Below are 17,969 nucleotides of genomic sequence, written 5' to 3' on the forward strand. Positions count from 1 at the left end.
CCAGACTGAAATGTCACGGAACTGCCTGACAGGGGCGGTGGTTGAACTCTGTCACTACTTCAAATTGCCGGTGAACTTGCTCAGCTCCTGACCTTTGGGAGTCCATCGCCATAGACAGACCTGATTACTCTGTCGATGTTGCCGCCTACAACATCAACCGGGAAACCGGATAGGCACTAATACTTAATGGTGTTGCATGTTCTGGCCAGAGCCTAAAAATTCTGGCCATTTTTTCGTGCCCCATTATCTGCGTCACAACATGAATTCAGCAACTAAGTTCGAGGAGCCACTATGGCATCAAGAGTCATCTATCAGCCTTGTGCTGTGTGTAGTACCAAGTTTCCCGTAAGACCCCAAGCACCACATGCGAAGTTCTGTTCCGGTAAGTGCCGGATGCAGTTTCATCGCCAAGAAAAGCAAAACGCAACACAGCCCACCATAAAAACAGAGGTAAACACCATGCAAGACATACAACCACAAACACCAATGCAATTTGCATTCAGCGAATCGGAATACCGCTCACGCTGTCAGAACGCCAAAGGCTTCTACGAATCACGAATCGAAAATCCAAGCACAGGTATCGTTGGTGCAATTGTCGAGTTCAACCCCGGCACACTTGTAGAAGCTCTTGAGCTGTATCACCAATACCGTGCAGCCGGATGGCTTCCACTTGAACCAGCGGGAGGTCTACCAACTGCAATGCTACTGGAAAGCCCGCTTGTTTCGTTCATTACGCTGTATTTGAAAAAGCCAGCGCGAGATCAGGAGCGCGACCTTGTTAAAGTTTGCAAGCAAGTGCGAGCAGACTACGAAGCAGAGCTTGAAGCAGCGTTGAATGCTGAGATTGACCGTCAAGTGGCACTCGCTCTACTCAAGGATGAACGTGATCGCCTACATACCGAAGAACAACAACGCTTAAACCGTGAGCAAGAAGTGCGTGATGACCTCGATGCGTCACGTGCCAAGCTTCGCGATGAACTTATTAAATCTGGCCGACTGACTGCCGAAGGTAACGCACAATGACCGATAAAATCGATCCAAGCACACTAACTGGTACAGAGTTGATTCTACGTCAGCGTCACCTTCCAGACACACTTGCAAGCCCCTCAGAGGCCGTTACAGCAACGGTATTTAAAGAGGCCTCGCCGGTAGACGAAGTGGCGTCCGAAGAGGATGTAATAGCCTTCAAGAGAGCCTTGGAGCTACTTGAATTAAAGGCTCGTGCTGCCGAGATTATTAAGATGGCTAAACAAGCAAAATTGAACAAAGGAAAACAATGACAGAAAGTGCTACACCGAAGGGACTGAAAAAAATCCCACAACACCACTCGCTAACAAAAATGACCGGCCACTCAAAGATCAGAATGTTTACCTGTGCAATGGGTCAATGGCTTCGTAAGTGCCACGGCTTCGATGTCGATTACTCCTACCGTTGGGTTGAGACCCAAGATGGATCTATTTACTTCGCCCTGTCAGGTTCCCGTAGTGTGCAAACTGTATTCGCCGATTACTTGGTTAACAACAATGGCGATTACTTCACTGATGCAACCGTAACCCGTTACGGACGCAACACAGCAGCATTCAATCGTGCATTCGCCACCATCTTGAAACTGAAACACGGTCGCGGCGCTTATGGTGAAAGAGCATGAGTAAACACAGCGAGATCATTGCTCAGTTAGTTGGTGTTCTTAAGTTCCAAGTTGATGCATCCGGCTTGCAACGTTTCACCGCAATGATGAAGACGGCTGAAACACAAATGACTCAGCTTGGCAGACAGGCTGAGGCGCTACAGAAGAAGTTGAGCATGAAGCTCGGTATCACTTCCACAAGTGCGGATAGAGCCAAGCTTGAGGGTGCCGTGGAAAAGGCTTTGCAGAAAGAGTTGGTTACCAAGCAAAAGTTAGCCCGTTTACAACACGCCCAAAACACCGCTGCAATCAGCGAAAGAAAAATTGTAGCGACTGGGCAGCGTGAAGATGCACTCCTACAAAGTGCATCCCTCAAACAGCAAGTGACACAAGCCGTACTCGCTGCCAAACAACAGAAAGCGCAGCAAGAACTACTTAAAACAAAGTTGGGTGAGTCAAGACTTCGAGCCGCATCGGAACAATCAAAGATCCGTGAAGCTCGTCTCCAAGACATCTTGCTAAAACGTCAGGCTGCAAGAGTTCGATTACAGGAGCAGTCCGCACTTCACCAAACTAAATACGCGCGTGCTGAGGCTGCGTTAGTGGCAGCCAGAGCCTCAGGCATTCGACAGGCAGAGCGCTACAGGGATTCGAAGCTGGCAGCCGCTGCTCGTGAAGCTCGTGCTCAAGTGCGACAGGACCAACAACGGTCCCGCTTTGATTTTGCGAGCGAGCGACACGAGGCGTGGAAGCGCAAACAGGCCGAGCCGCAAAGCTCTGGTTTGGGTGGGTTGAGTGTGGGGCTGGGCGCCGCTGGCGCAGCGCTATACGGCTTGGTATCTGCCGTTAGCTACTTGAACGAACGTATTCAGCAGCGTCAGGAAACAGCTTCTGACACGCAACAATTCGACAATACGTTACTTGCGGCTGGCAACAATGATGTAGAGCGAGCACGAATCAGAGAGGCTTACATTTCTAACTCGCAAGAGTTTGGCATGAAGATCGATAAAGAATCCGCTGTTGCATATTCCAATATGGTTCAAGGTTTCCGGGCTCAAGGTAAGACTTTGGAAGAAGCAATCCAGTTGCAGAAAGACCAAGCCGCCGTGTTCCGTATCGGTAACTTGAATGCAATGCAACAGTATTCTGCTCGCACTCAGTTGAATCAGGGGTATTCAAAAGATCGCTTCATGGGGGCTGATTTACGGCCACTTACCGATGCCCTCGGAACTCGTTTAACAACAATTCTATACCAGGCCATCGGCAAAGCTCTCGGGTATAAAGGCGATAAGAAAAAGTTGGCTGGCTTTGTATTGGAAGCTCAACACGATGGCAAAGTTAACGGTGCGATGATTCAGCAGGGCATGAGGGACATTGTTGCTCAGTCTCCTGAACTTCTTGAGCGTCATAAGCACTCGTTGGATGCTCAAATTGCAAGAGTTGAAAATGACCGGTATTTGCGAAGTGATGAAATCAACAAAGATCCTGAGTTGATTGAAGCATTGGGTCAGCGATTGGATGCCGAAAGACAATTGATCGCCAGCGCAACAACATTGCAAGAGAGCTTGAAGAATCTCGATATGGGACTGGTCAAAATGCAAACTGGTATGCTTCGCTTGCTCGCTGGTAAGAACGCCGATGATTCGGTAATGACTTCAGGCGAAAAAGCTGAACAAGTTGCAGCGGCTGGATTCCCTGAGGGTTTGGCTATCGATCCAACTGTAATTCTCGGTGGGCCTAAACCATCTACTGGCGAGAAAGTGAAAGACCCAATCAGCATGTTGTATCGCTGGCTCACTAACACACCGAATTATGAAGAAGGACCTGCAAAGGATGCTCTTTCTTATGACGCGGTGAGTGTAGCCGGTCTTAAGTTTCCGCCTCTGGATATGTCCAAATTTGGTGTGGATCCTGAGAACGTCGCAGATGGTCGTTACAGACAGTTTAGATTGCCATCTGAATATACAGCCGCTGATATCATGGAAGGCGCAAAGGAACAACAGCGTGCTAAAGAACCAGTGCAGCCTTCTTGGCTCGCTCCCGGTGACCTCAACACGGCCACTATTAACAAACCAGCGGGCAATGTTGACAGTTCAATGCACAATGATGTGCGAGTGGAAATTCAGATCGATGCGCGGGGGCTAACTCAAGACCAAGTGCAACAAAGCTCGGCGGAAGGATTCCGAGCTGCGTTTGATGCTGAGCTGTTGAAACTCCGTGCGTCTCAGCAGGAGGTGGAATAATGAAGTCTGTAATTCAGGCAATCATGTTCGCCTGTGTATTGCAAATCTTGGCAGGCGGTGTGTTCACCACATATATGTTGGATCGTGCAAACGTTGTTTCGCAGAACTACACCGACAATGCATTACGACTGCAATATAACCAGCTGCAAGTCCAGTTCTCGGACGAGCGCAGTTCGATGAAGGACTACGTAAAGAAAATTGTTGCTCTACGAATCAACCAATCAAGAGGCACCAAACAATGAATCAACTTTACACAAGTGCAACGGGGGCGGCGAAAGCCGCTCACTACTTCTCTCATCTTCTACGACGCCCCGTAATGCGCTACATGGCCTTTAGTAAGTATGGAGCGCCACTCTGGGTTGTCTCTTTAGATAGCGCCTCCCAAAACGCACTACAGGAGCTTACAGTATGAGTCGCGGACTACGTAACCAAAGAACTTGTCATTGTCGTAATTGCGGTGTTGGTTTTCTAACTTTCAAAGCCACAGCATTCTGTGGTTCTGATTGCCGACATTCATACATTGCCATTCATGGCACCAACAAACCAGAAACAGGAGCGTACCTAGATGGCGCTAGCACTACCGGCAACAAAACCCAATAAGAAAGACCTACGCAAAACCTGCACCGTCTGCAAAACCAAGTTTCTACCATCGCACCACAGTACATTGACGTGTAGTGATGAATGCAAGCGTATTAGACGCAACAAATCCACTAAAGTTGTACACCGCAAGAGGCGCAAGCCCAAGGCGTTCCCCATCAGTAACATCTTCGTTCAATTGCTGATCCGTCACGCCAAGCAAGCAGGCACGGTGCAGATTGTTCAATACATCACTGTTGAAGAGTTGCTAGAGCTTCGTGAAATGCAAAAGGTGCAATTAGCCACCAATAACTTGTCCGGGAGAGCATTTGCAGACTACCACTTCTGCCATATCTACCCAGCTAATGGGATGAGTCACATTGGCAAGTTCAACCCACAGAACCTTGTCCTTGGTAACGGGATGTTGAACAGAACACATGGAAGTCGTTACTTCGGTGGCGGTGACTTCATCAGTCCAGCGCACCAGACTAATCGCTTTGATGTTGAACGCCGGATGTCTGACAGGGATGTCATGGAGCTGATGATTAAGTGCATCGGTCGGGATGTGTGGGATGCCTTCGACAAGGTGGCCAAGCTTCAACCGAGTACGAAGCAATCTTACATTGATTTGCTGGCTACGCTGCTGGATCGCCACAACCCGGCTCACCGTCAATACCTGAAAGTGGTTGATGATCCGCGCTCAACAGCTAAAGAGCTGCGTCTAGTGCTGGAGTCACTGACCGACAAGAAGGTGTACATGTTCGGTAGCAGTCGTTACATGTCGCCTATGGGCTTGATGATTGCTGAATTCGCTCGTGTGGCGAAGTATCGCCCGGACCTGACCCCTGTGCTGAAAGCACTGGAACAGATTGAGCAGACATCGCGGTATTTCACCTACGACAGTTTTGACTTGAGTGAGGTGGAAGGCTTCTTCTTCAATCTCTTGCACGGTGTTGAGGTGAGCGACACGGTGCTAGCAGAGCTTGCGGATATCGTTGTGAGTGCGCTCACTACGTCAACCGCCAAGATGAAACCCTTCGATAGGGCTGCTGGGTATGATTGCTTTGAACCTGAACAAGTGGAAGCTCGACGTGCACGGATGGCCGCGTAACCTAAGCCCTGCCAGTGATGGTAGGGCTTTCCTTTGCGCGGGAAAAGTCCACACACCACGCCTATTGCTCATGTTTTGTATGTCGTCAAAAGTTGATCCCATTCACCCAGAACCGTTGAGTTAGACGCTCGCAAGAGGTCAGAAATCTGGGTAGTAATCACCGCCCCCAAGCTAACACCATGAGCACTGTTTTGCGCCATAGCGTAGCTATAGTGTCTGGTCTGCTACAGTGGTGAAGCCAACGAGCTACCCACGCTGAGGTGCTACGGATGTCCAAGAAGAAAGACGGCCCTAAAGTTCCACGAGACCACTACGTAGTTGGTCACGGTGTGGAGGGAGTGCTGGTCGAGACGCTGACATTCACCGTAGACCCCCTCACAGGCATTCCCAGCGTCCTAGAGCTAGACCCAACATCCTTACGCAGCCAGATATCCTACGCCCGTGGGAAATCAGACAAGGTGCTCACTTCATCGCCCGTTGATAGCTTTGCCGCTCTGGATAAAAGCTTCATTGATCGTATGCGTGAGCAGTTTGATTACCTGATTGCCGTAGACACGAACACCGAGCTTGAACGCATCGATGGTTACAAAGTGAGTGCGTGTTGCATCTGCTGCATCGTTGACCCATTGGCAGTAGTTACCGAGCCAATAAAATACGAACACCTTGCCGCCTACCTAATCCTTGATTCTGGCGACGAAGGAAACGCTGAGCTACTAGGATGGCACTTGGTAGCAACGGTGCACATCAACACTCCATTCCTCCGTACACAGCGTGTTGGCGTAATCGTTGATAGTGAGCTGGGTGATCATGTTGCAATCAACGCCAGAACGAAGCCCTACTACAAAAATCACATGTTGCCCGCCAACATGACATTGGTTTACGCGTCCGATGCTGCTACAGAGACATTCATCAACGCCATGATCAAACTGAATGACAAGAACGCTAACGGACTGATCAAAGCAGTGAAGCGACGACCGTTGTCCACATTGCAGCTAAACGATGGTGTGAAGCTTGGCACTGCTACATGCCATTGCATCGTGCCCAAGGCTCCCAGCAGCCCGAGTAAATAACCTCTGGAAACTACCCGGAAACCATGTGGAAACCCTCACCCGGTGCGCCCGGTTAGAACGTGAGTTCTAGAGTCGCTGCCTTGAGAGCCAGTGTTTACGCGGGGTCTGGTATGAAGTGGCTAACATCGATTCGGTGAGAACGCTTCAAATCGTGATTTCTGCACCAAAATCGCCATTTGGTCCCCGAATCGCCGATTTGTGCAAAAGAACGCTTCATCTACCTCCCCCTTGCGGAAAGGCCTTCCTCGACTAGCTTTGATGGTGTCGCTAGCGTGGCGACGTGCCATTAAGGAGCTGACATGGCAACGAGATACCGTGACGCGGTCACCGGTGAATACGTGACGAAGGAAGAGGCAGAGAAAAGACCTAGGGAGACGGTGAAAGAGAAGGACAAGCCTCCACCAAAGAAGCCGCCTAGCGGCCCGAAGAAGAAGTAGCGTTTCTGTGAGGGAAGTCGCTAGTCTCCCTCACACCTCAAGGAAGACACCTATGCCAAACAACTCAGACGCCAATATCGCCACAGCAGACGTGCTGACCCTCCTGTTGCACAACCAACATGCCTTGGCCGCTGCTATAGAAGAGGTGGCCCTTTGGGCTAAGGCTGGAGGATCGCCCTACACGCATGACGACGCCGTCACGGCGCTGCAAACCCTCGATACGAATGCATCCGCCATCACCGAAGCGATCAACAGATTGCGACAGATCTAGGGTAGGTAACCGTTCAATTGCAGGTATTTACAAATCTAGGATCACCGACCAAGAAATGTAGACTTGCTTGTCCAAGAAATGTAAACTGGCCCTACACACAAATGGAGGGCTGGACGATGAAGACCGTAAACATAGTTTCCTACCTGCGAGTTTCGACGTCGGGCCAAGGTGATAGTGGTCTGGGTCTTGAAGCTCAGCGCCAATACATCGAACAAGCTGCCCTCCAGAATGGCTGGACAATCATCGGAGAGTTCATCGATACAGTGTCGGGTAGTATCGCCATTGAAGACCGCCCAGAAGGCGCTAAAGCCATTCAGATGTGCAAGGCTTCATCAGCTCAACTGTGTGCTGCCAAGCTCGACCGTATCAGCCGTTCGGTTGCTCACATCTGCGCCTTGATGGAACGGGTAGAGTTCAAGGTAGCCACCATGCCCAGTGCTGACGCCTTCCAATTGCACATCTACGCAGCTTTAGCAGAGCAGGAAAGAAAGTTCATCGGCCAACGTACAAGGGAGGCCCTAGCATCGCTCAAGGCTCGCGCTGAGTCTGGTGATGTAGTGTCGATTCAGAAGATAGCCAACCGCACACAGGCCCTCACACATGGCCGCACACAGGCCAACCGTGACAAAGCTGCAAAGGCTGTTGCTGATCGTGTATCCGCATTCGACACGGCTATCAGTGCCGAGATTGAAGCGTGTCTGTACAGAGGCTTACGCACCTTGGTAAAGGTCGCTGATTGCTTGAACAAGAAAGGTGTAACCACTGCCAAGGGTGGCTCGTGGTCTGCTACTCAAGTAAGCCGTGTCATGAGTCGTCTTAGCCTGACGTTCGAAGCTGCAAACGCCTGAGGGCCATAGCTTTATTTCTAAATTTCCAGCGATTAGGCATGCCCTCATCGCACACTGTTAAGCAGCGCGGCGGTTTCTCTGGGATTCTCGCCATGGGTTACTTTTCCGCAGTGATTCTCAGGTGCCCTTAAAGGTGCTCAGCTTTTTCGGCGGGAAAAAATGGGATTGGCCAATATCGCCTCATTTAACTTTTTGAAGGGATGTAGATTGGACTCTTTGAGCTGTTCGCATCGGTGCATGTAGACTCGAATATGACATTAAGTCTCGCTTTGCCTGCTTCGTATTCAGTGATGCGTCCTGCCATGGCGTCGTCATAAATCTGAATCAACCTGTCCTTGGTTATCCACATACTGCCAATTGAAGTCTCGGCCGCATTGCCTTTCAACTCTGCCCGGAAAGAGTTGTAGCCGGTATATCCGCCGAACCCATTCTTGGCATTCAGCTCTCCACAGATGTGCTGCTGTTGCCAGTCGAGCACCAAGCCTTTGAATTGCACCGCGTCTGGGTCTTTGTACCGTGCGGCAATGCTTTTCTTTGCTGCATCGGCGAGAGTGATCAGGCGTTTTTCTTCTGAGTCTTGGCATCCTGTGATTGCCAGTAGGCAGGCTGCGAGCGTGACAACCGTTTTCATAGACGCGTTCCTGTGCGAATTGGTGACGGCATACTACTCAGTCAAATAGCTCGGTGCCATTACGTCACAAGATGTACCTAGCCCTCACGCTTTATCATTCGGATGCGGGTTTTTCTCACTCACCGGAACACCCGGTTGAAGCGCTTCCGCGACTGCTGTCACCAGACCCTCAAGCGTCCACGGTTTGGGAAGGAAGTTGCTGTTCTCGGGGAGTCCGATAAAAGAGTCAGTCCAGCCACTTGTGATAACTATCGGTATCTTGGGCCATTTGCCCCGGACAAGCTCTGCTAACTCCGCACCCTGTACCTGTCCCGGTAGCCCGTGGTCGGCAATGATCAGGGCGCATTGAGTGCCGGATTGAAGCATGTAAATCAACGCATCATCGCCAGTGCCAAATGCAATACAGTGCCCTCCCACTTCAGTAAGGATTTCTTGCATTAAGTGACGTAGAAGAGGGTCGTCCTCCACCACGATGATTGCGCCGTCTATAGGCTGTAGCCGAAAGTTCACATCCATGGCGATGTTGTGCGCCTTCCTGTAGGGGATTCTAAGTCTTTCACCTTCGGGGAGGCGGGTCTACGTTTACGGCTGGCGTGACGAAGCGTGATGCTAATGCACGAATCGTCTATAAATTCAGGTTTTAATGCATTGGTGTAATAGCGCAGCAATATAAAGGGCGAAGCTCAGCTCTTGATTTTGCCTGTCACGTTGTCAGCGGAGCTGACGGGTAGTTCCTTCGACCTACGGTCGTGAGTGTCTGCACCTCACCTCAAGGGCAAGGGCAAGGGCAAGGGCAAGAGCTTGATTTGTGCTGAGGTGTATTTGTTCGGGGAACACCTCGACGGTGCGGGTGTTCCCCTTGCTGGGTTAGTCGTGACCTTCGTCTGCAGGCGTATGCACGGGTAAGGCCGTGGCGCTCACTTGGTGGGAATATCGATATCCAGCTTCGCCATCACATCCGCCACAAGCCCATCCAGTAGCGCGGGATCAAGTACAAATCCCTTGCGGGCTTTCTCGGTAATCTCGCCCTGTGCCACCTGTAAATCGAGGATGCGTGAATCGAAAGATCCCACTTTGATTTCATCCCCATGATGGAAGACCATGAATGTCGCCAGACTCTCACTGTTGACTACATACCACTGCTCCGAGGTGCTGAGACAGGCGACATCGATGGTCACATGTAGCCTCTTTAACAGGCTATTGACCGCGTGCCGTCCCTCGAATGAATCCAAGTCCAGCCGCTCGAAAAAGTCCTCCTTGGACACTACCTGACTCGTTGCCAAGGTCTCTTTCAGTCGCTCCCGTTCCAGCTTCAAAGCCTCCTGTTCTCCTTCGAGCCGAGCAATCATTTGAGCCACGCCCGTCGATGGCGAGACGAAATAATCTTCGGACATTTGGGCATGTCTCTGTGTCACCGTTTCCAGTTTGCCCGCCACCGTGGTTAGTTGTTTGCGCGTCTCGCCGTCGCTGGATTGCACAAGACTCAGGCTGTCCACTTTGGTTAGAATTTCCCGTAAGACTGCCTCGGCGCGTTCGATTCGAACATACCCGCTATCGCATACACCTTTGCGTGCGCTGTGGCACTGAATGTAGGTCGCTCCCTTGGGCGGGCGTCCCTTGTTCACAAGATGCATGGCGTCACCGCATGTACTGCATTTGACAAGCCCTTGCAGCACATTGAAGCGCTTCGTCTGTCCCCCTGTCCTATGAATCCGGCGCTCTGCCCGTACCGCCTGTGCCTGATAAAACACATCCTCAGTCACGACCACCGGGAAGAATCCAGTAATGGGCTCGCCATCGTTTGTGCGAACGCCTCCGATGGTGGCAGTAGGTTGATACTCGCCGAGCAACGCCCGGTTTCCCAAAATCTTACTAACGCTGCTGGTCCCCCATTTGCCAGAGTGGTTTCGATTGCGAGAGCCAAACACAGGCACGCCTCTCTCGTTGAGCATTCGCGGGATAACGCCTTGCCCGTATCCATCAATCGCCAATTGGAAAATGAGTTGAATCGTCGCCACCCGATCAGGGATCGGCTGATACTTCCCGCCCACCACTTCAAGCCACGCCGGACAAGCCTTCCCCAGTGGTTTCAGTTCGGTACGTGCTTGGTGTTTTTTGTTGTCCCATGACGCCGAAAGGCGTTGAGCTTTTATCTCGCTTTCGTTGTGAGCGCGGGACATTTGCACAATGCTGATGATCAAATCCAACTCGTTAAAATCTTCGGTGTAGAGCCGGTTGTCTGACAGCGTAACGACTCGCACCCCGGAATTGAGCAGGTCCATGAACCTTGGCAACGCGGTGCTAACCTTCTCCCGTGAAAGCCTGTCCAGCGACTCCACAAGTAGATAGGAGCCACGCTCAATAGCGCCGCTCTGTACAAGGTCGAGGAATCGCCGTAGTTGTCCTTCGTCATCGAGGTGCCGCCCTGAATAGGCACTCCGTCCTTTATCAAGAAAGGTGTATTCCCGCGACGTCGCCAGCTCTAAATCATGTAGGAGGCAATAGTCTTCAGCGGCTTTCTTCTGGCGCCGATAGCTGTCCCCCTTGGCTTGGTCGGGTGATGAAAACCTGATGTATGAGTATGCTTTGCTGGCCATGGAAGCTGCACCGTAGCGGGGAGTGGCTGTTTTGCAACCTAACACAACGTTAGCAGGTTATGAGCCCCGGCCGCCGCAATCAGCAATGCGCGCTTGGCCGAGATTTGCCCCTGCACCTCATTCAAGTCCGGATAGGGTTTGCTGGCGTAGAGCAAGCCATTGGAAACGTAGGGTTCAACCGGTGTATGTCCATTGAAGTGCGCAACGGCTTCCAGCAAGTGATCCACGGCAAACACCTTCAACCCGGACGCCAGGCACGCTTCCTCGGCGTTCGCCCGCGGCACCATCAGCGAGCGCCCGGCCTTGCGTGCGGCCAGCGCAGCCGGCAACACGCCCCTCACGGCACGTACCGCGCCTGACAGCGCCAATTCTCCCAGGCATTCAATGTCATCCAGCGTCAATGTCGGCACCTGCACGCTGGCGGACAGAATCCCCAGGGCGATCGCCAGATCGAATCGTCCGCCGTCCTTCGGCAAATCAGCTGGAGCGAGATTCAGGGTGATACGCCGTGCAGGAAATTGAAGCCCCGAGTTGATGATCGCGCTACGCACCCGGTCCTTGCTTTCCTTCACTGCCGCTTCGGGCAAACCGACCATCGTCAATGACGGCAGACCGTTGGCCAGATGGACTTCTACGGTAACGGCGGGCGCATCCACGCCAATCTGGGCGCGGCTGTGAACGATGGAGAGGGACATGGTCGTTCCTTGAGCTTTTACGGGAACCGCTTCCTGCGGTTTTTTAAGGGTAGTTGGGGCGTTGGGTTTCGGCGTGGCGAATGAGGCGACAAACTTTCACTGGATGTTGCGAGTGTCTATCTGGGGATGAAGCGTAAGCGAGTGTGGAATGCCGACGTAATCAGCCGCGGGATGAGGTTGTTGTAGGACGTTGCCTGGATCTATGAAGGACGGCGGCGAAAGCTGAATCGAAGGCGAAAAAAAACCGCCTTGAGGAAGCGGATTTTTATGTGCAGGCTTCGGTGAGGCCAAGGCCTGCACATCCTCAACGGATACACTCACGGTGCTGAGATTATTCGCATCGGGTTATCGATGCCAAGCAGGTGACTCTGTTGGGCGCAATTGAGTTCAGATTCTTACTCCGGCTAGCAGGCCAGCAGGCTCAAGCTCTTTGCCTCGAGCTGCACCGACTTCAAGAAAGCGTCGTTGATTCGCAGACACGTTTCCGGCTAAACGGAGCGCCTCGGCATGAAACTCATAAACTAATAACAGCTTGGCCTTTCGTTTTTTTTGGTTCATAGACACCTCGTGTGTCTGGATCATCAGTTGATGTTGTTGGGCATCCACGTAAATGACAAGGCGGTTGGTCTCGTCAAAATTGAATCCGAGCTCCTGATAGTAGGAGACAACGTTAGGGTCAGGATCTTGTATCTCGATCTCTTTGCACCCCAGCGTCCGCGCGTAAAATTCTGCTGCCAATAGCGCCATTTGAGCGATCCACCCGCGAAGTGGATGGGTTTTGTCCGGGTGCCCCTGTAAAAGGATGACTTTTATGCAGACTGTGCTTCTTCTCGGGGTCGCATAGCACAGGCCACATAGCTTCTGCGCATACCAGATCGCCAAATCGAAACCCTTGGCATCCTTACATTTCCAGTCCGGGATGCTATCCCATGGATACAGGACTACTTCTGTCCACAGGTGAGAGGCATCTATCGCAGCAGTGGTAATAGGATCAAAACTGATCACCGACGTATCTATCTCTAGACCTTGAGCTGCACAGTCCTTGATGAAGGTTTTGTGCGCCAGCTTTCGTGCATTCGATTTAAGAGTCTGGTCGCGAAGTTCCGTACCTTTTCCTTTTCTTCTCATCGCTCGTGTTCTGTTGGGATCAGGGCGATGAAAGATAAAGGTCTGGAGGGTGTTCACGTAATCAGGCGCGGGAGCCGCATTCTGTAGGACCGAACTGGGATTATTGAAGGGCGTTAGATTAAAAGTTTTCAAATGTAGGAAATGACAGCGTTAGCTGTGGGCTAATGCTGCCAGAAGACATGCATATGCAGTTTGTGTAGTGCTATTGGTTGTTAAAGCGATTGCAACATCCGCGAAGCTCGCTTCCACCACGGTGCATTGACCAAACGTTGCGGCCGTTCACCATCCGCCAGCATGTGCGGAACATCCTGCAACCGAATCCACGGCTGGTTATTCCAGTGCAGCAAACTCAGCGACATCTCTGGCCAGTTCAGCAGGCTCAGGATCGGCCGTTCGCTTGTTGCCGGTTGTTGGGCATCTCTGAGGGCTGGCACTACGTCGTGGGTCAGCCATTCGCGCAGGCCTCGGTATTCGGGGCAGTAGTGGTAGACCAGTAATGCGTAGACGCCGGACTCGCTGATCAGCAGGGTGTTTTCGATGGTGCCGTAGATGACGACTCGCGCGAATTGGTGTTGATCGGGATCGAGCTTTCTGACGGCGCGTTCGTCGAGGAAAAGGCGAAGGAGACGGCCCAGGTCTCGGGCGCTGAACCAAGGCTGGTTTTCGATCAACAGCGCGTGGAGGTGGAGTTTGTGGCGGGTGAAGACGTGAGGGATTAGATAAGCGTTATCGCAACTCATTAATACAGCTCCTTTTGCTAAAGAGGCTGCCGTCAATCGTCGCCAAACAATTGGGTGGCAGCTGTACGCGGGTTGGCGAACCGGAGCAAAAGGAACCCGGCAGACCCGAAGGTCTCCCACGCACAGCCGCCATGACTCGATGTGGCGGAGGGGAACCCGCCGTCGATGGTTGTTGTACGCCTTAAGCTTCCAGGTCGCCAAACCCAGTGCTGAATATTCAGCTGGGGATGAGCTTAGGAACCTGGGCTTCGCGGCGCTATCGGACGGCGGTGGTGATCTTTGTAGGACGTTGCCGAGATGGTGGCGGGGCGACAGATCAGGAGATTGCAGCCTTCGGCAGTTCCTACAGAAGTGGTCGATCCAGTGTGGGATGGCTGGAGACCGAGGTGACGCTATCGCGGGCAAGCCCGCTCCCACAGGGAATTGCGGTGTTATTCGGTTGGGGGATTGAGCTTCGCTTCCAGCTCGGCAACCTTCGCTTCGAGGCTTTCCAGCCGCGCCCGGGTCCGCGCCAGCACAACCATCTGGCTATCAAACTCTTCACGACTCACCAGATCCAGCTTGCTGAAGCCGCTCTGCAGCAGCGCCTTGAACTGGCTTTCGATTTCGCTTTTCGGCAACGGGGTTTCGCCGCTGAAGAGGCGCGAAGCGGTGCCGGTCAGGGCGTCGAGGAAGTCTTTGGGTGCGAGCATGGGAAATGTCCTGTCAACAATGGCGGGCAGTGTATCACGCAGTGTCTATAGTCAATTCCGACAGCAGGGATGCACGCTTTTCGCGCATGTGGACGGACGGCCGCGCACTGTTGTTGTGCGTATCCGTCGGGCCATTTGAGGGAAGTGGCTGTTGGCAGCGGCCAAAGGATTGAATTCAGTGGGTTTTGGCGAGATGGCAAGCTTTCTGCTTAGTCAGTAGTAACCCATGCACTGATGCAGTCGCTGTGACGAATGCAGTGCGCCAAGCGGAACGGGGGAGTTGTTTCGTGAGGAGCGGTTAGCTGGCGTCGGACGGGCAATCAAAGGCCGACGATGCGTTACAAAGCCAGGCACTGCGCTTAGACTTGAGTCGGGTTTGTTTTCCTGGGGCAAGTCCACCAATTCGGGAGAGAGTTTTCATGAAGCTAGTCACTGCCATCATCAAGCCGTTCAAGTTGGACGACGTGCGCGAGTCGCTGTCCGAGATCGGCGTGCAGGGCATTACCGTTACTGAAGTCAAAGGCTTCGGTCGGCAGAAGGGTCACACCGAGCTGTATCGCGGCGCGGAGTACGTGGTCGATTTTCTGCCCAAGGTGAAGATCGATGTCGCCATTGACGACAAGGATCTGGACCGGGTTATCGAGGCGATAACCAAGGCCGCCAACACCGGCAAGATCGGTGACGGCAAGATCTTCGTGGTCAATCTGGAACAGGCGATTCGCATCCGTACCGGCGAAACCGATACCGACGCGATTTAAACGCCGCCACAAACCCAACGCCCCAGGAGAAAACAATATGACTCTGCGTAAATTCGCAGGGCTAGGAGCCCTGTTGTCCCTCGTAATGCCCAGCCTGGCTATGGCGGCAGACGAAGTGGCGGCCCCAGTCCTCAACTCCGGCGATACCGCCTGGATGATGACCTCGACAGCCCTCGTGCTGTTTATGACCATTCCCGGCCTCGCCCTGTTCTACGGCGGCATGGTTCGCTCCAAAAACATTCTTTCCGTGATGATGCAGTGCTTCGCCATTACCGGTCTGATCAGCATTCTGTGGGTCATTTATGGCTACAGCATCGCGTTCGACACCACCGGCATGGAGCAGGGCGTCGTCAACTTCAACTCGTTCTTCGGTGGCATGGGCAAGGCATTCCTCGCCGGTGTCACGCCGTCGAGCCTGACTGGTCCTGCGGCGCTGTTCCCTGAGGCGGTGTTCATCACCTTCCAGATGACCTTCGCCATCATCACCCCTGCGCTGATCGTCGGTGCCTTCGCCGAGCGGATGAAGTTCTCCGCCATGCTGATCTTCATGGGCGTGTGGTTCACCCTGGTTTACGCACCGATTGCGCACATGGTCTGGTCCGGCAACGGCGGCCTGATGTGGGACTGGGGCGTGCTCGACTTCGCGGGCGGCACCGTGGTGCACATCAACGCCGGTGTGGCCGGTCTGGTCGCGTGCATCGTGCTCGGCAAGCGTAAAGGCTTCCCGACCACCCCGATGGCCCCGCACAACCTCGGTTACACCCTGATGGGGGCCGCGATGCTGTGGGTCGGCTGGTTCGGTTTCAACGCCGGTTCCGCCGCTGCGGCCAACGGCACCGCCGGTATGGCGATGCTGGTGACCCAGATCGCAACCGCCGCCGCTGCACTGGGCTGGATGTTCGCCGAGTGGATCACTCACGGCAAACCAAGTGCACTGGGTATTGCTTCGGGTGTTGTGGCCGGTCTGGTCGCCATCACCCCGGCCGCTGGCACCGTGGGCCCGATGGGCGCTTTGGTCATCGGCCTGGCAGCAGGCGTGGTGTGCTTCTTCTGCGCCACCACCCTGAAACGCAAACTCGGTTATGACGATTCCCTGGACGCCTTCGGTGTGCACGGCATCGGCGGTATCCTCGGCGCGATCCTGACCGGTGTGTTCGCTGCACCGTCCCTGGGTGGCTTCGGCACAGTCACCGACATCGCCGCTCAAGTCTGGATTCAGTGCAAAGGCGTGGGCTTCACGGTGATCTACACCGCGATCGTCACCTACGTCATTCTCAAGGTCCTGGACGCTGTCATGGGTCTGCGTATCACGGAAGAAGAAGAGGCTGTCGGCATCGATCTGGCGCTCCACAACGAACGCGGCTACAACTTGTAAGCACGCGCATAAAAAACTTGCCCGGCTTGCCGGGCATTTTTTTGTCTGGCGTTTGTCAGTGAAGGGACTGCTGAAAGGTTTTTTCGTACACGTTTAGTGGCGTTTACGACGGGCGTTTTTCTGCGGCCAATGGCTTACATGATTGAAGGAATATTAGGGCCTTTGTTTTTTCCCTGAGCGCGCTAGAATGCGCCCCGAACGTGCGGAGAACTGTATGTGGCAACAGACTCTGATTACCCTGCGGGCACGGCCCCGGGGCTTTCATCTGGTAACGGACGAGTTACTCGCCGGCCTGCCTGAACTCAAGGCGTGCCGGGTCGGTCTGTTGCATTTGTGGCTGCAGCATACCTCGGCGTCGTTGACCATCAACGAGAACGCCGATCCGGCGGTACGTCGCGACTTCGAACGATTTTTCAATCGTCTGATCCCACAAGGAACAGACGGCTATGAGCATAACGACGAAGGCCTGGACGACCTCCCGGCGCACTTCAAGGCCAGCGTGCTTGGCTGTCAGCTCAGTTTGCCGATTTCGGCAGGCCGACTGGCGCTGGGGACCTGGCAAGGTGTTTATCTGGGCGAGCACCGTGATTTTGGCGGTGCCCGTAAAGTCCTCGCCACCGTGCACGGTGAAGAGGCATGAACCGCTGGTCACTAGCGGTTATTGAATTTTTCCGGCGACTGTCGACAGACGGTGAAGCTGGGCTATAACTAATCTGCTTTTCGCAAGTCATGAGGTAGAACATGAGCGACGATGATCTGGAAAACGACGACCTCGAAGTAGGCGACGACGACGAAACCGAAGAAGGTCTGGAAGCAGCGGCCGAAGACGTCGCTGAAGACGACGGCGGTGAAACGCCCGTTCCGACCGCCAAGGGTAAAGCCAAGGCTGCGGTATCGGTCGATGAGCTGCCGAGCGTCGAAGCCAAGAACAAGGAACGCGATGCTCTCGCGCGGGCCATGGAAGAGTTTTTGGCCAAGGGCGGCAAGGTGCAGGAAGTAGAGGCCAATGTGGTCGCCGATCCTCCCAAGAAGCCTGACAACAAGTACGGCAGCCGGCCTATCTAAGCGCCTGCCCTTGCTTGCTGAAAAAGCCCGCCGTCGCTGCGGGCTTTTTCATGTCTGAAACAACAATCATGGGCCTGCGGCGCTCCCACAGGGTTTTGTGTGTTC

Annotated in this window: 20 protein-coding genes and 1 pseudogene; 14 read left to right on the forward strand and 7 right to left on the reverse strand. The window is 53.4% G+C overall.

Annotation, left to right across the window (positions count from 1 at the left end; all coding sequences use genetic code 11):
- Positions 1-393 precede the first annotated feature (393 nt).
- The 10 genes from K0F88_RS09825 (at position 394) to K0F88_RS09870 (ending at position 8,183) form a co-directional block, all read left to right on the forward strand.
- Positions 394-1,023, forward strand: coding sequence for a hypothetical protein (locus K0F88_RS09825; RefSeq protein ID WP_219094935.1), 630 nt, complete (start codon positions 394-396; stop codon positions 1,021-1,023).
- Positions 1,020-1,280, forward strand: coding sequence for a hypothetical protein (locus K0F88_RS09830; RefSeq protein WP_219094936.1), 261 nt, complete (start codon positions 1,020-1,022; stop codon positions 1,278-1,280). The genes K0F88_RS09825 and K0F88_RS09830 overlap by 4 nt, the downstream gene beginning before the upstream one ends.
- On the forward strand, positions 1,277-1,648 hold the full coding sequence (locus K0F88_RS09835; RefSeq protein WP_219094937.1) for a hypothetical protein: 372 nt from the start codon (positions 1,277-1,279) through the stop codon (positions 1,646-1,648). The genes K0F88_RS09830 and K0F88_RS09835 overlap by 4 nt, the downstream gene beginning before the upstream one ends.
- On the forward strand, positions 1,645-3,870 hold the full coding sequence (locus K0F88_RS09840) for a hypothetical protein (RefSeq protein WP_219094938.1): 2,226 nt from the start codon (positions 1,645-1,647) through the stop codon (positions 3,868-3,870). Before K0F88_RS09835 ends, K0F88_RS09840 begins: the two co-directional genes overlap by 4 nt.
- Positions 3,870-4,112: a hypothetical protein gene (locus K0F88_RS09845; RefSeq protein ID WP_219094939.1), complete on the forward strand. Its 243-nt coding sequence runs from the start codon at positions 3,870-3,872 to the stop codon at positions 4,110-4,112. Before K0F88_RS09840 ends, K0F88_RS09845 begins: the two co-directional genes overlap by 1 nt.
- A 323-nt stretch (positions 4,113-4,435) precedes the next feature.
- On the forward strand, positions 4,436-5,557 hold the full coding sequence (locus K0F88_RS09850; protein WP_219094940.1) for a hypothetical protein: 1,122 nt from the start codon (positions 4,436-4,438) through the stop codon (positions 5,555-5,557).
- 269 nt (positions 5,558-5,826) lie between these two features.
- Positions 5,827-6,627, forward strand: coding sequence for a hypothetical protein (locus K0F88_RS09855; RefSeq protein WP_219094941.1), 801 nt, complete (start codon positions 5,827-5,829; stop codon positions 6,625-6,627).
- A gap of 299 nt (positions 6,628-6,926) precedes the next feature.
- Positions 6,927-7,064: a multidrug transporter gene (locus K0F88_RS09860; protein ID WP_219094942.1), complete on the forward strand. Its 138-nt coding sequence runs from the start codon at positions 6,927-6,929 to the stop codon at positions 7,062-7,064.
- 52 nt (positions 7,065-7,116) lie between these two features.
- Positions 7,117-7,335, forward strand: coding sequence for a hypothetical protein (locus tag K0F88_RS09865; RefSeq protein ID WP_219094943.1), 219 nt, complete (start codon positions 7,117-7,119; stop codon positions 7,333-7,335).
- 116 nt (positions 7,336-7,451) lie between these two features.
- The gene (locus K0F88_RS09870) at positions 7,452-8,183 is read left to right on the forward strand and encodes a recombinase family protein (RefSeq protein WP_219094944.1); all 732 of its coding nucleotides are present in this window, start codon (positions 7,452-7,454) and stop codon (positions 8,181-8,183) included.
- Between the two features lie 184 nt (positions 8,184-8,367).
- On the opposite strand, the gene K0F88_RS09875 is transcribed toward K0F88_RS09870, so the two are convergent.
- From K0F88_RS09875 to K0F88_RS09905, 7 genes and pseudogenes are all read right to left on the reverse strand, one after another.
- Positions 8,368-8,814: a hypothetical protein gene (locus tag K0F88_RS09875; protein WP_219094945.1), complete on the reverse strand. Its 447-nt coding sequence runs from the start codon at positions 8,812-8,814 to the stop codon at positions 8,368-8,370.
- A gap of 84 nt (positions 8,815-8,898) precedes the next feature.
- Positions 8,899-9,330, reverse strand: coding sequence for a response regulator (locus K0F88_RS09880; RefSeq protein WP_219094946.1), 432 nt, complete (start codon positions 9,328-9,330; stop codon positions 8,899-8,901).
- 401 nt (positions 9,331-9,731) lie between these two features.
- Positions 9,732-11,411 carry a recombinase family protein gene (locus tag K0F88_RS09885; protein ID WP_219094947.1) on the reverse strand — a complete coding sequence of 560 codons (1,680 nt, stop codon included), beginning with the start codon at positions 11,409-11,411 and terminating at the stop codon, positions 9,732-9,734.
- 50 nt (positions 11,412-11,461) lie between these two features.
- Positions 11,462-12,106, reverse strand: a pseudogene (locus K0F88_RS09890) (magnesium chelatase domain-containing protein); the annotation flags it as partial.
- 387 nt (positions 12,107-12,493) lie between these two features.
- The gene (locus K0F88_RS09895; RefSeq protein WP_306823114.1) at positions 12,494-13,291 is read right to left on the reverse strand and encodes a hypothetical protein; all 798 of its coding nucleotides are present in this window, start codon (positions 13,289-13,291) and stop codon (positions 12,494-12,496) included.
- A 155-nt stretch (positions 13,292-13,446) separates the two neighbouring features.
- Positions 13,447-13,974 (reverse strand): Bro-N domain-containing protein, encoded by a 528-nt coding sequence (locus K0F88_RS09900; protein WP_094470020.1) that lies wholly within the window; start codon positions 13,972-13,974, stop codon positions 13,447-13,449.
- Between the two features lie 431 nt (positions 13,975-14,405).
- The gene (locus K0F88_RS09905) at positions 14,406-14,666 is read right to left on the reverse strand and encodes an accessory factor UbiK family protein (protein WP_033060695.1); all 261 of its coding nucleotides are present in this window, start codon (positions 14,664-14,666) and stop codon (positions 14,406-14,408) included.
- 419 nt (positions 14,667-15,085) lie between these two features.
- On the opposite strand from K0F88_RS09905, the gene glnK reads away from it, so the two are divergent.
- The 4 genes from glnK to sutA all read left to right on the forward strand — a co-directional run bounded on the left by glnK (position 15,086) and on the right by sutA (position 17,864).
- Positions 15,086-15,424: a P-II family nitrogen regulator gene (gene glnK, locus K0F88_RS09910; protein WP_002555808.1), complete on the forward strand. Its 339-nt coding sequence runs from the start codon at positions 15,086-15,088 to the stop codon at positions 15,422-15,424.
- Between the two features lie 37 nt (positions 15,425-15,461).
- A complete protein-coding gene (locus K0F88_RS09915; RefSeq protein ID WP_109635833.1) occupies positions 15,462-16,799 on the forward strand; it encodes an ammonium transporter in 1,338 nt (445 codons plus the stop codon).
- Positions 16,800-17,013: 214 nt separating this feature from the next.
- Entirely contained in the window at positions 17,014-17,439 is a 426-nt protein-coding gene (locus K0F88_RS09920) for a secondary thiamine-phosphate synthase enzyme YjbQ (protein ID WP_008030499.1), read from the forward strand.
- Between the two features lie 101 nt (positions 17,440-17,540).
- Positions 17,541-17,864: a transcriptional regulator SutA gene (gene sutA, locus K0F88_RS09925; RefSeq protein ID WP_094470027.1), complete on the forward strand. Its 324-nt coding sequence runs from the start codon at positions 17,541-17,543 to the stop codon at positions 17,862-17,864.
- The last annotated feature ends 105 nt before the right edge of the window (positions 17,865-17,969 follow it).

The sequence above is a fragment of the Pseudomonas sp. UMAB-40 genome, from assembly GCF_900095275.1.
Lineage (GTDB): Bacteria > Pseudomonadota > Gammaproteobacteria > Pseudomonadales > Pseudomonadaceae > Aquipseudomonas > Aquipseudomonas mandelii_B.

Excerpts from the sequence above, each read along its gene's own strand:
- K0F88_RS09920 (WP_008030499.1), top strand. The coding sequence starts at position 17,014 with ATGTGGCAACAGACTCTGATTACCCTGCGGGCACGGCCCCGGGGCTTT.
- glnK (WP_002555808.1), top strand. The coding sequence starts at position 15,086 with ATGAAGCTAGTCACTGCCATCATCAAGCCGTTCAAGTTGGACGACGTG.
- K0F88_RS09830 (WP_219094936.1), top strand. The coding sequence starts at position 1,020 with ATGACCGATAAAATCGATCCAAGCACACTAACTGGTACAGAGTTGATT.
- K0F88_RS09870 (WP_219094944.1), top strand. The coding sequence starts at position 7,452 with ATGAAGACCGTAAACATAGTTTCCTACCTGCGAGTTTCGACGTCGGGC.
- K0F88_RS09860 (WP_219094942.1), top strand. The coding sequence starts at position 6,927 with ATGGCAACGAGATACCGTGACGCGGTCACCGGTGAATACGTGACGAAG.
- K0F88_RS09900 (WP_094470020.1), bottom strand. The coding sequence starts at position 13,974 with ATGAGTTGCGATAACGCTTATCTAATCCCTCACGTCTTCACCCGCCAC.
- K0F88_RS09855 (WP_219094941.1), top strand. The coding sequence starts at position 5,827 with ATGTCCAAGAAGAAAGACGGCCCTAAAGTTCCACGAGACCACTACGTA.
- K0F88_RS09850 (WP_219094940.1), top strand. The coding sequence starts at position 4,436 with ATGGCGCTAGCACTACCGGCAACAAAACCCAATAAGAAAGACCTACGC.
- K0F88_RS09885 (WP_219094947.1), bottom strand. The coding sequence starts at position 11,411 with ATGGCCAGCAAAGCATACTCATACATCAGGTTTTCATCACCCGACCAA.
- sutA (WP_094470027.1), top strand. The coding sequence starts at position 17,541 with ATGAGCGACGATGATCTGGAAAACGACGACCTCGAAGTAGGCGACGAC.
- K0F88_RS09825 (WP_219094935.1), top strand. The coding sequence starts at position 394 with ATGCAGTTTCATCGCCAAGAAAAGCAAAACGCAACACAGCCCACCATA.
- K0F88_RS09865 (WP_219094943.1), top strand. The coding sequence starts at position 7,117 with ATGCCAAACAACTCAGACGCCAATATCGCCACAGCAGACGTGCTGACC.
- K0F88_RS09880 (WP_219094946.1), bottom strand. The coding sequence starts at position 9,330 with ATGGATGTGAACTTTCGGCTACAGCCTATAGACGGCGCAATCATCGTG.
- K0F88_RS09915 (WP_109635833.1), top strand. The coding sequence starts at position 15,462 with ATGACTCTGCGTAAATTCGCAGGGCTAGGAGCCCTGTTGTCCCTCGTA.
- K0F88_RS09835 (WP_219094937.1), top strand. The coding sequence starts at position 1,277 with ATGACAGAAAGTGCTACACCGAAGGGACTGAAAAAAATCCCACAACAC.
- K0F88_RS09875 (WP_219094945.1), bottom strand. The coding sequence starts at position 8,814 with ATGAAAACGGTTGTCACGCTCGCAGCCTGCCTACTGGCAATCACAGGA.
- K0F88_RS09845 (WP_219094939.1), top strand. The coding sequence starts at position 3,870 with ATGAAGTCTGTAATTCAGGCAATCATGTTCGCCTGTGTATTGCAAATC.
- K0F88_RS09840 (WP_219094938.1), top strand. The coding sequence starts at position 1,645 with ATGAGTAAACACAGCGAGATCATTGCTCAGTTAGTTGGTGTTCTTAAG.
- K0F88_RS09905 (WP_033060695.1), bottom strand. The coding sequence starts at position 14,666 with ATGCTCGCACCCAAAGACTTCCTCGACGCCCTGACCGGCACCGCTTCG.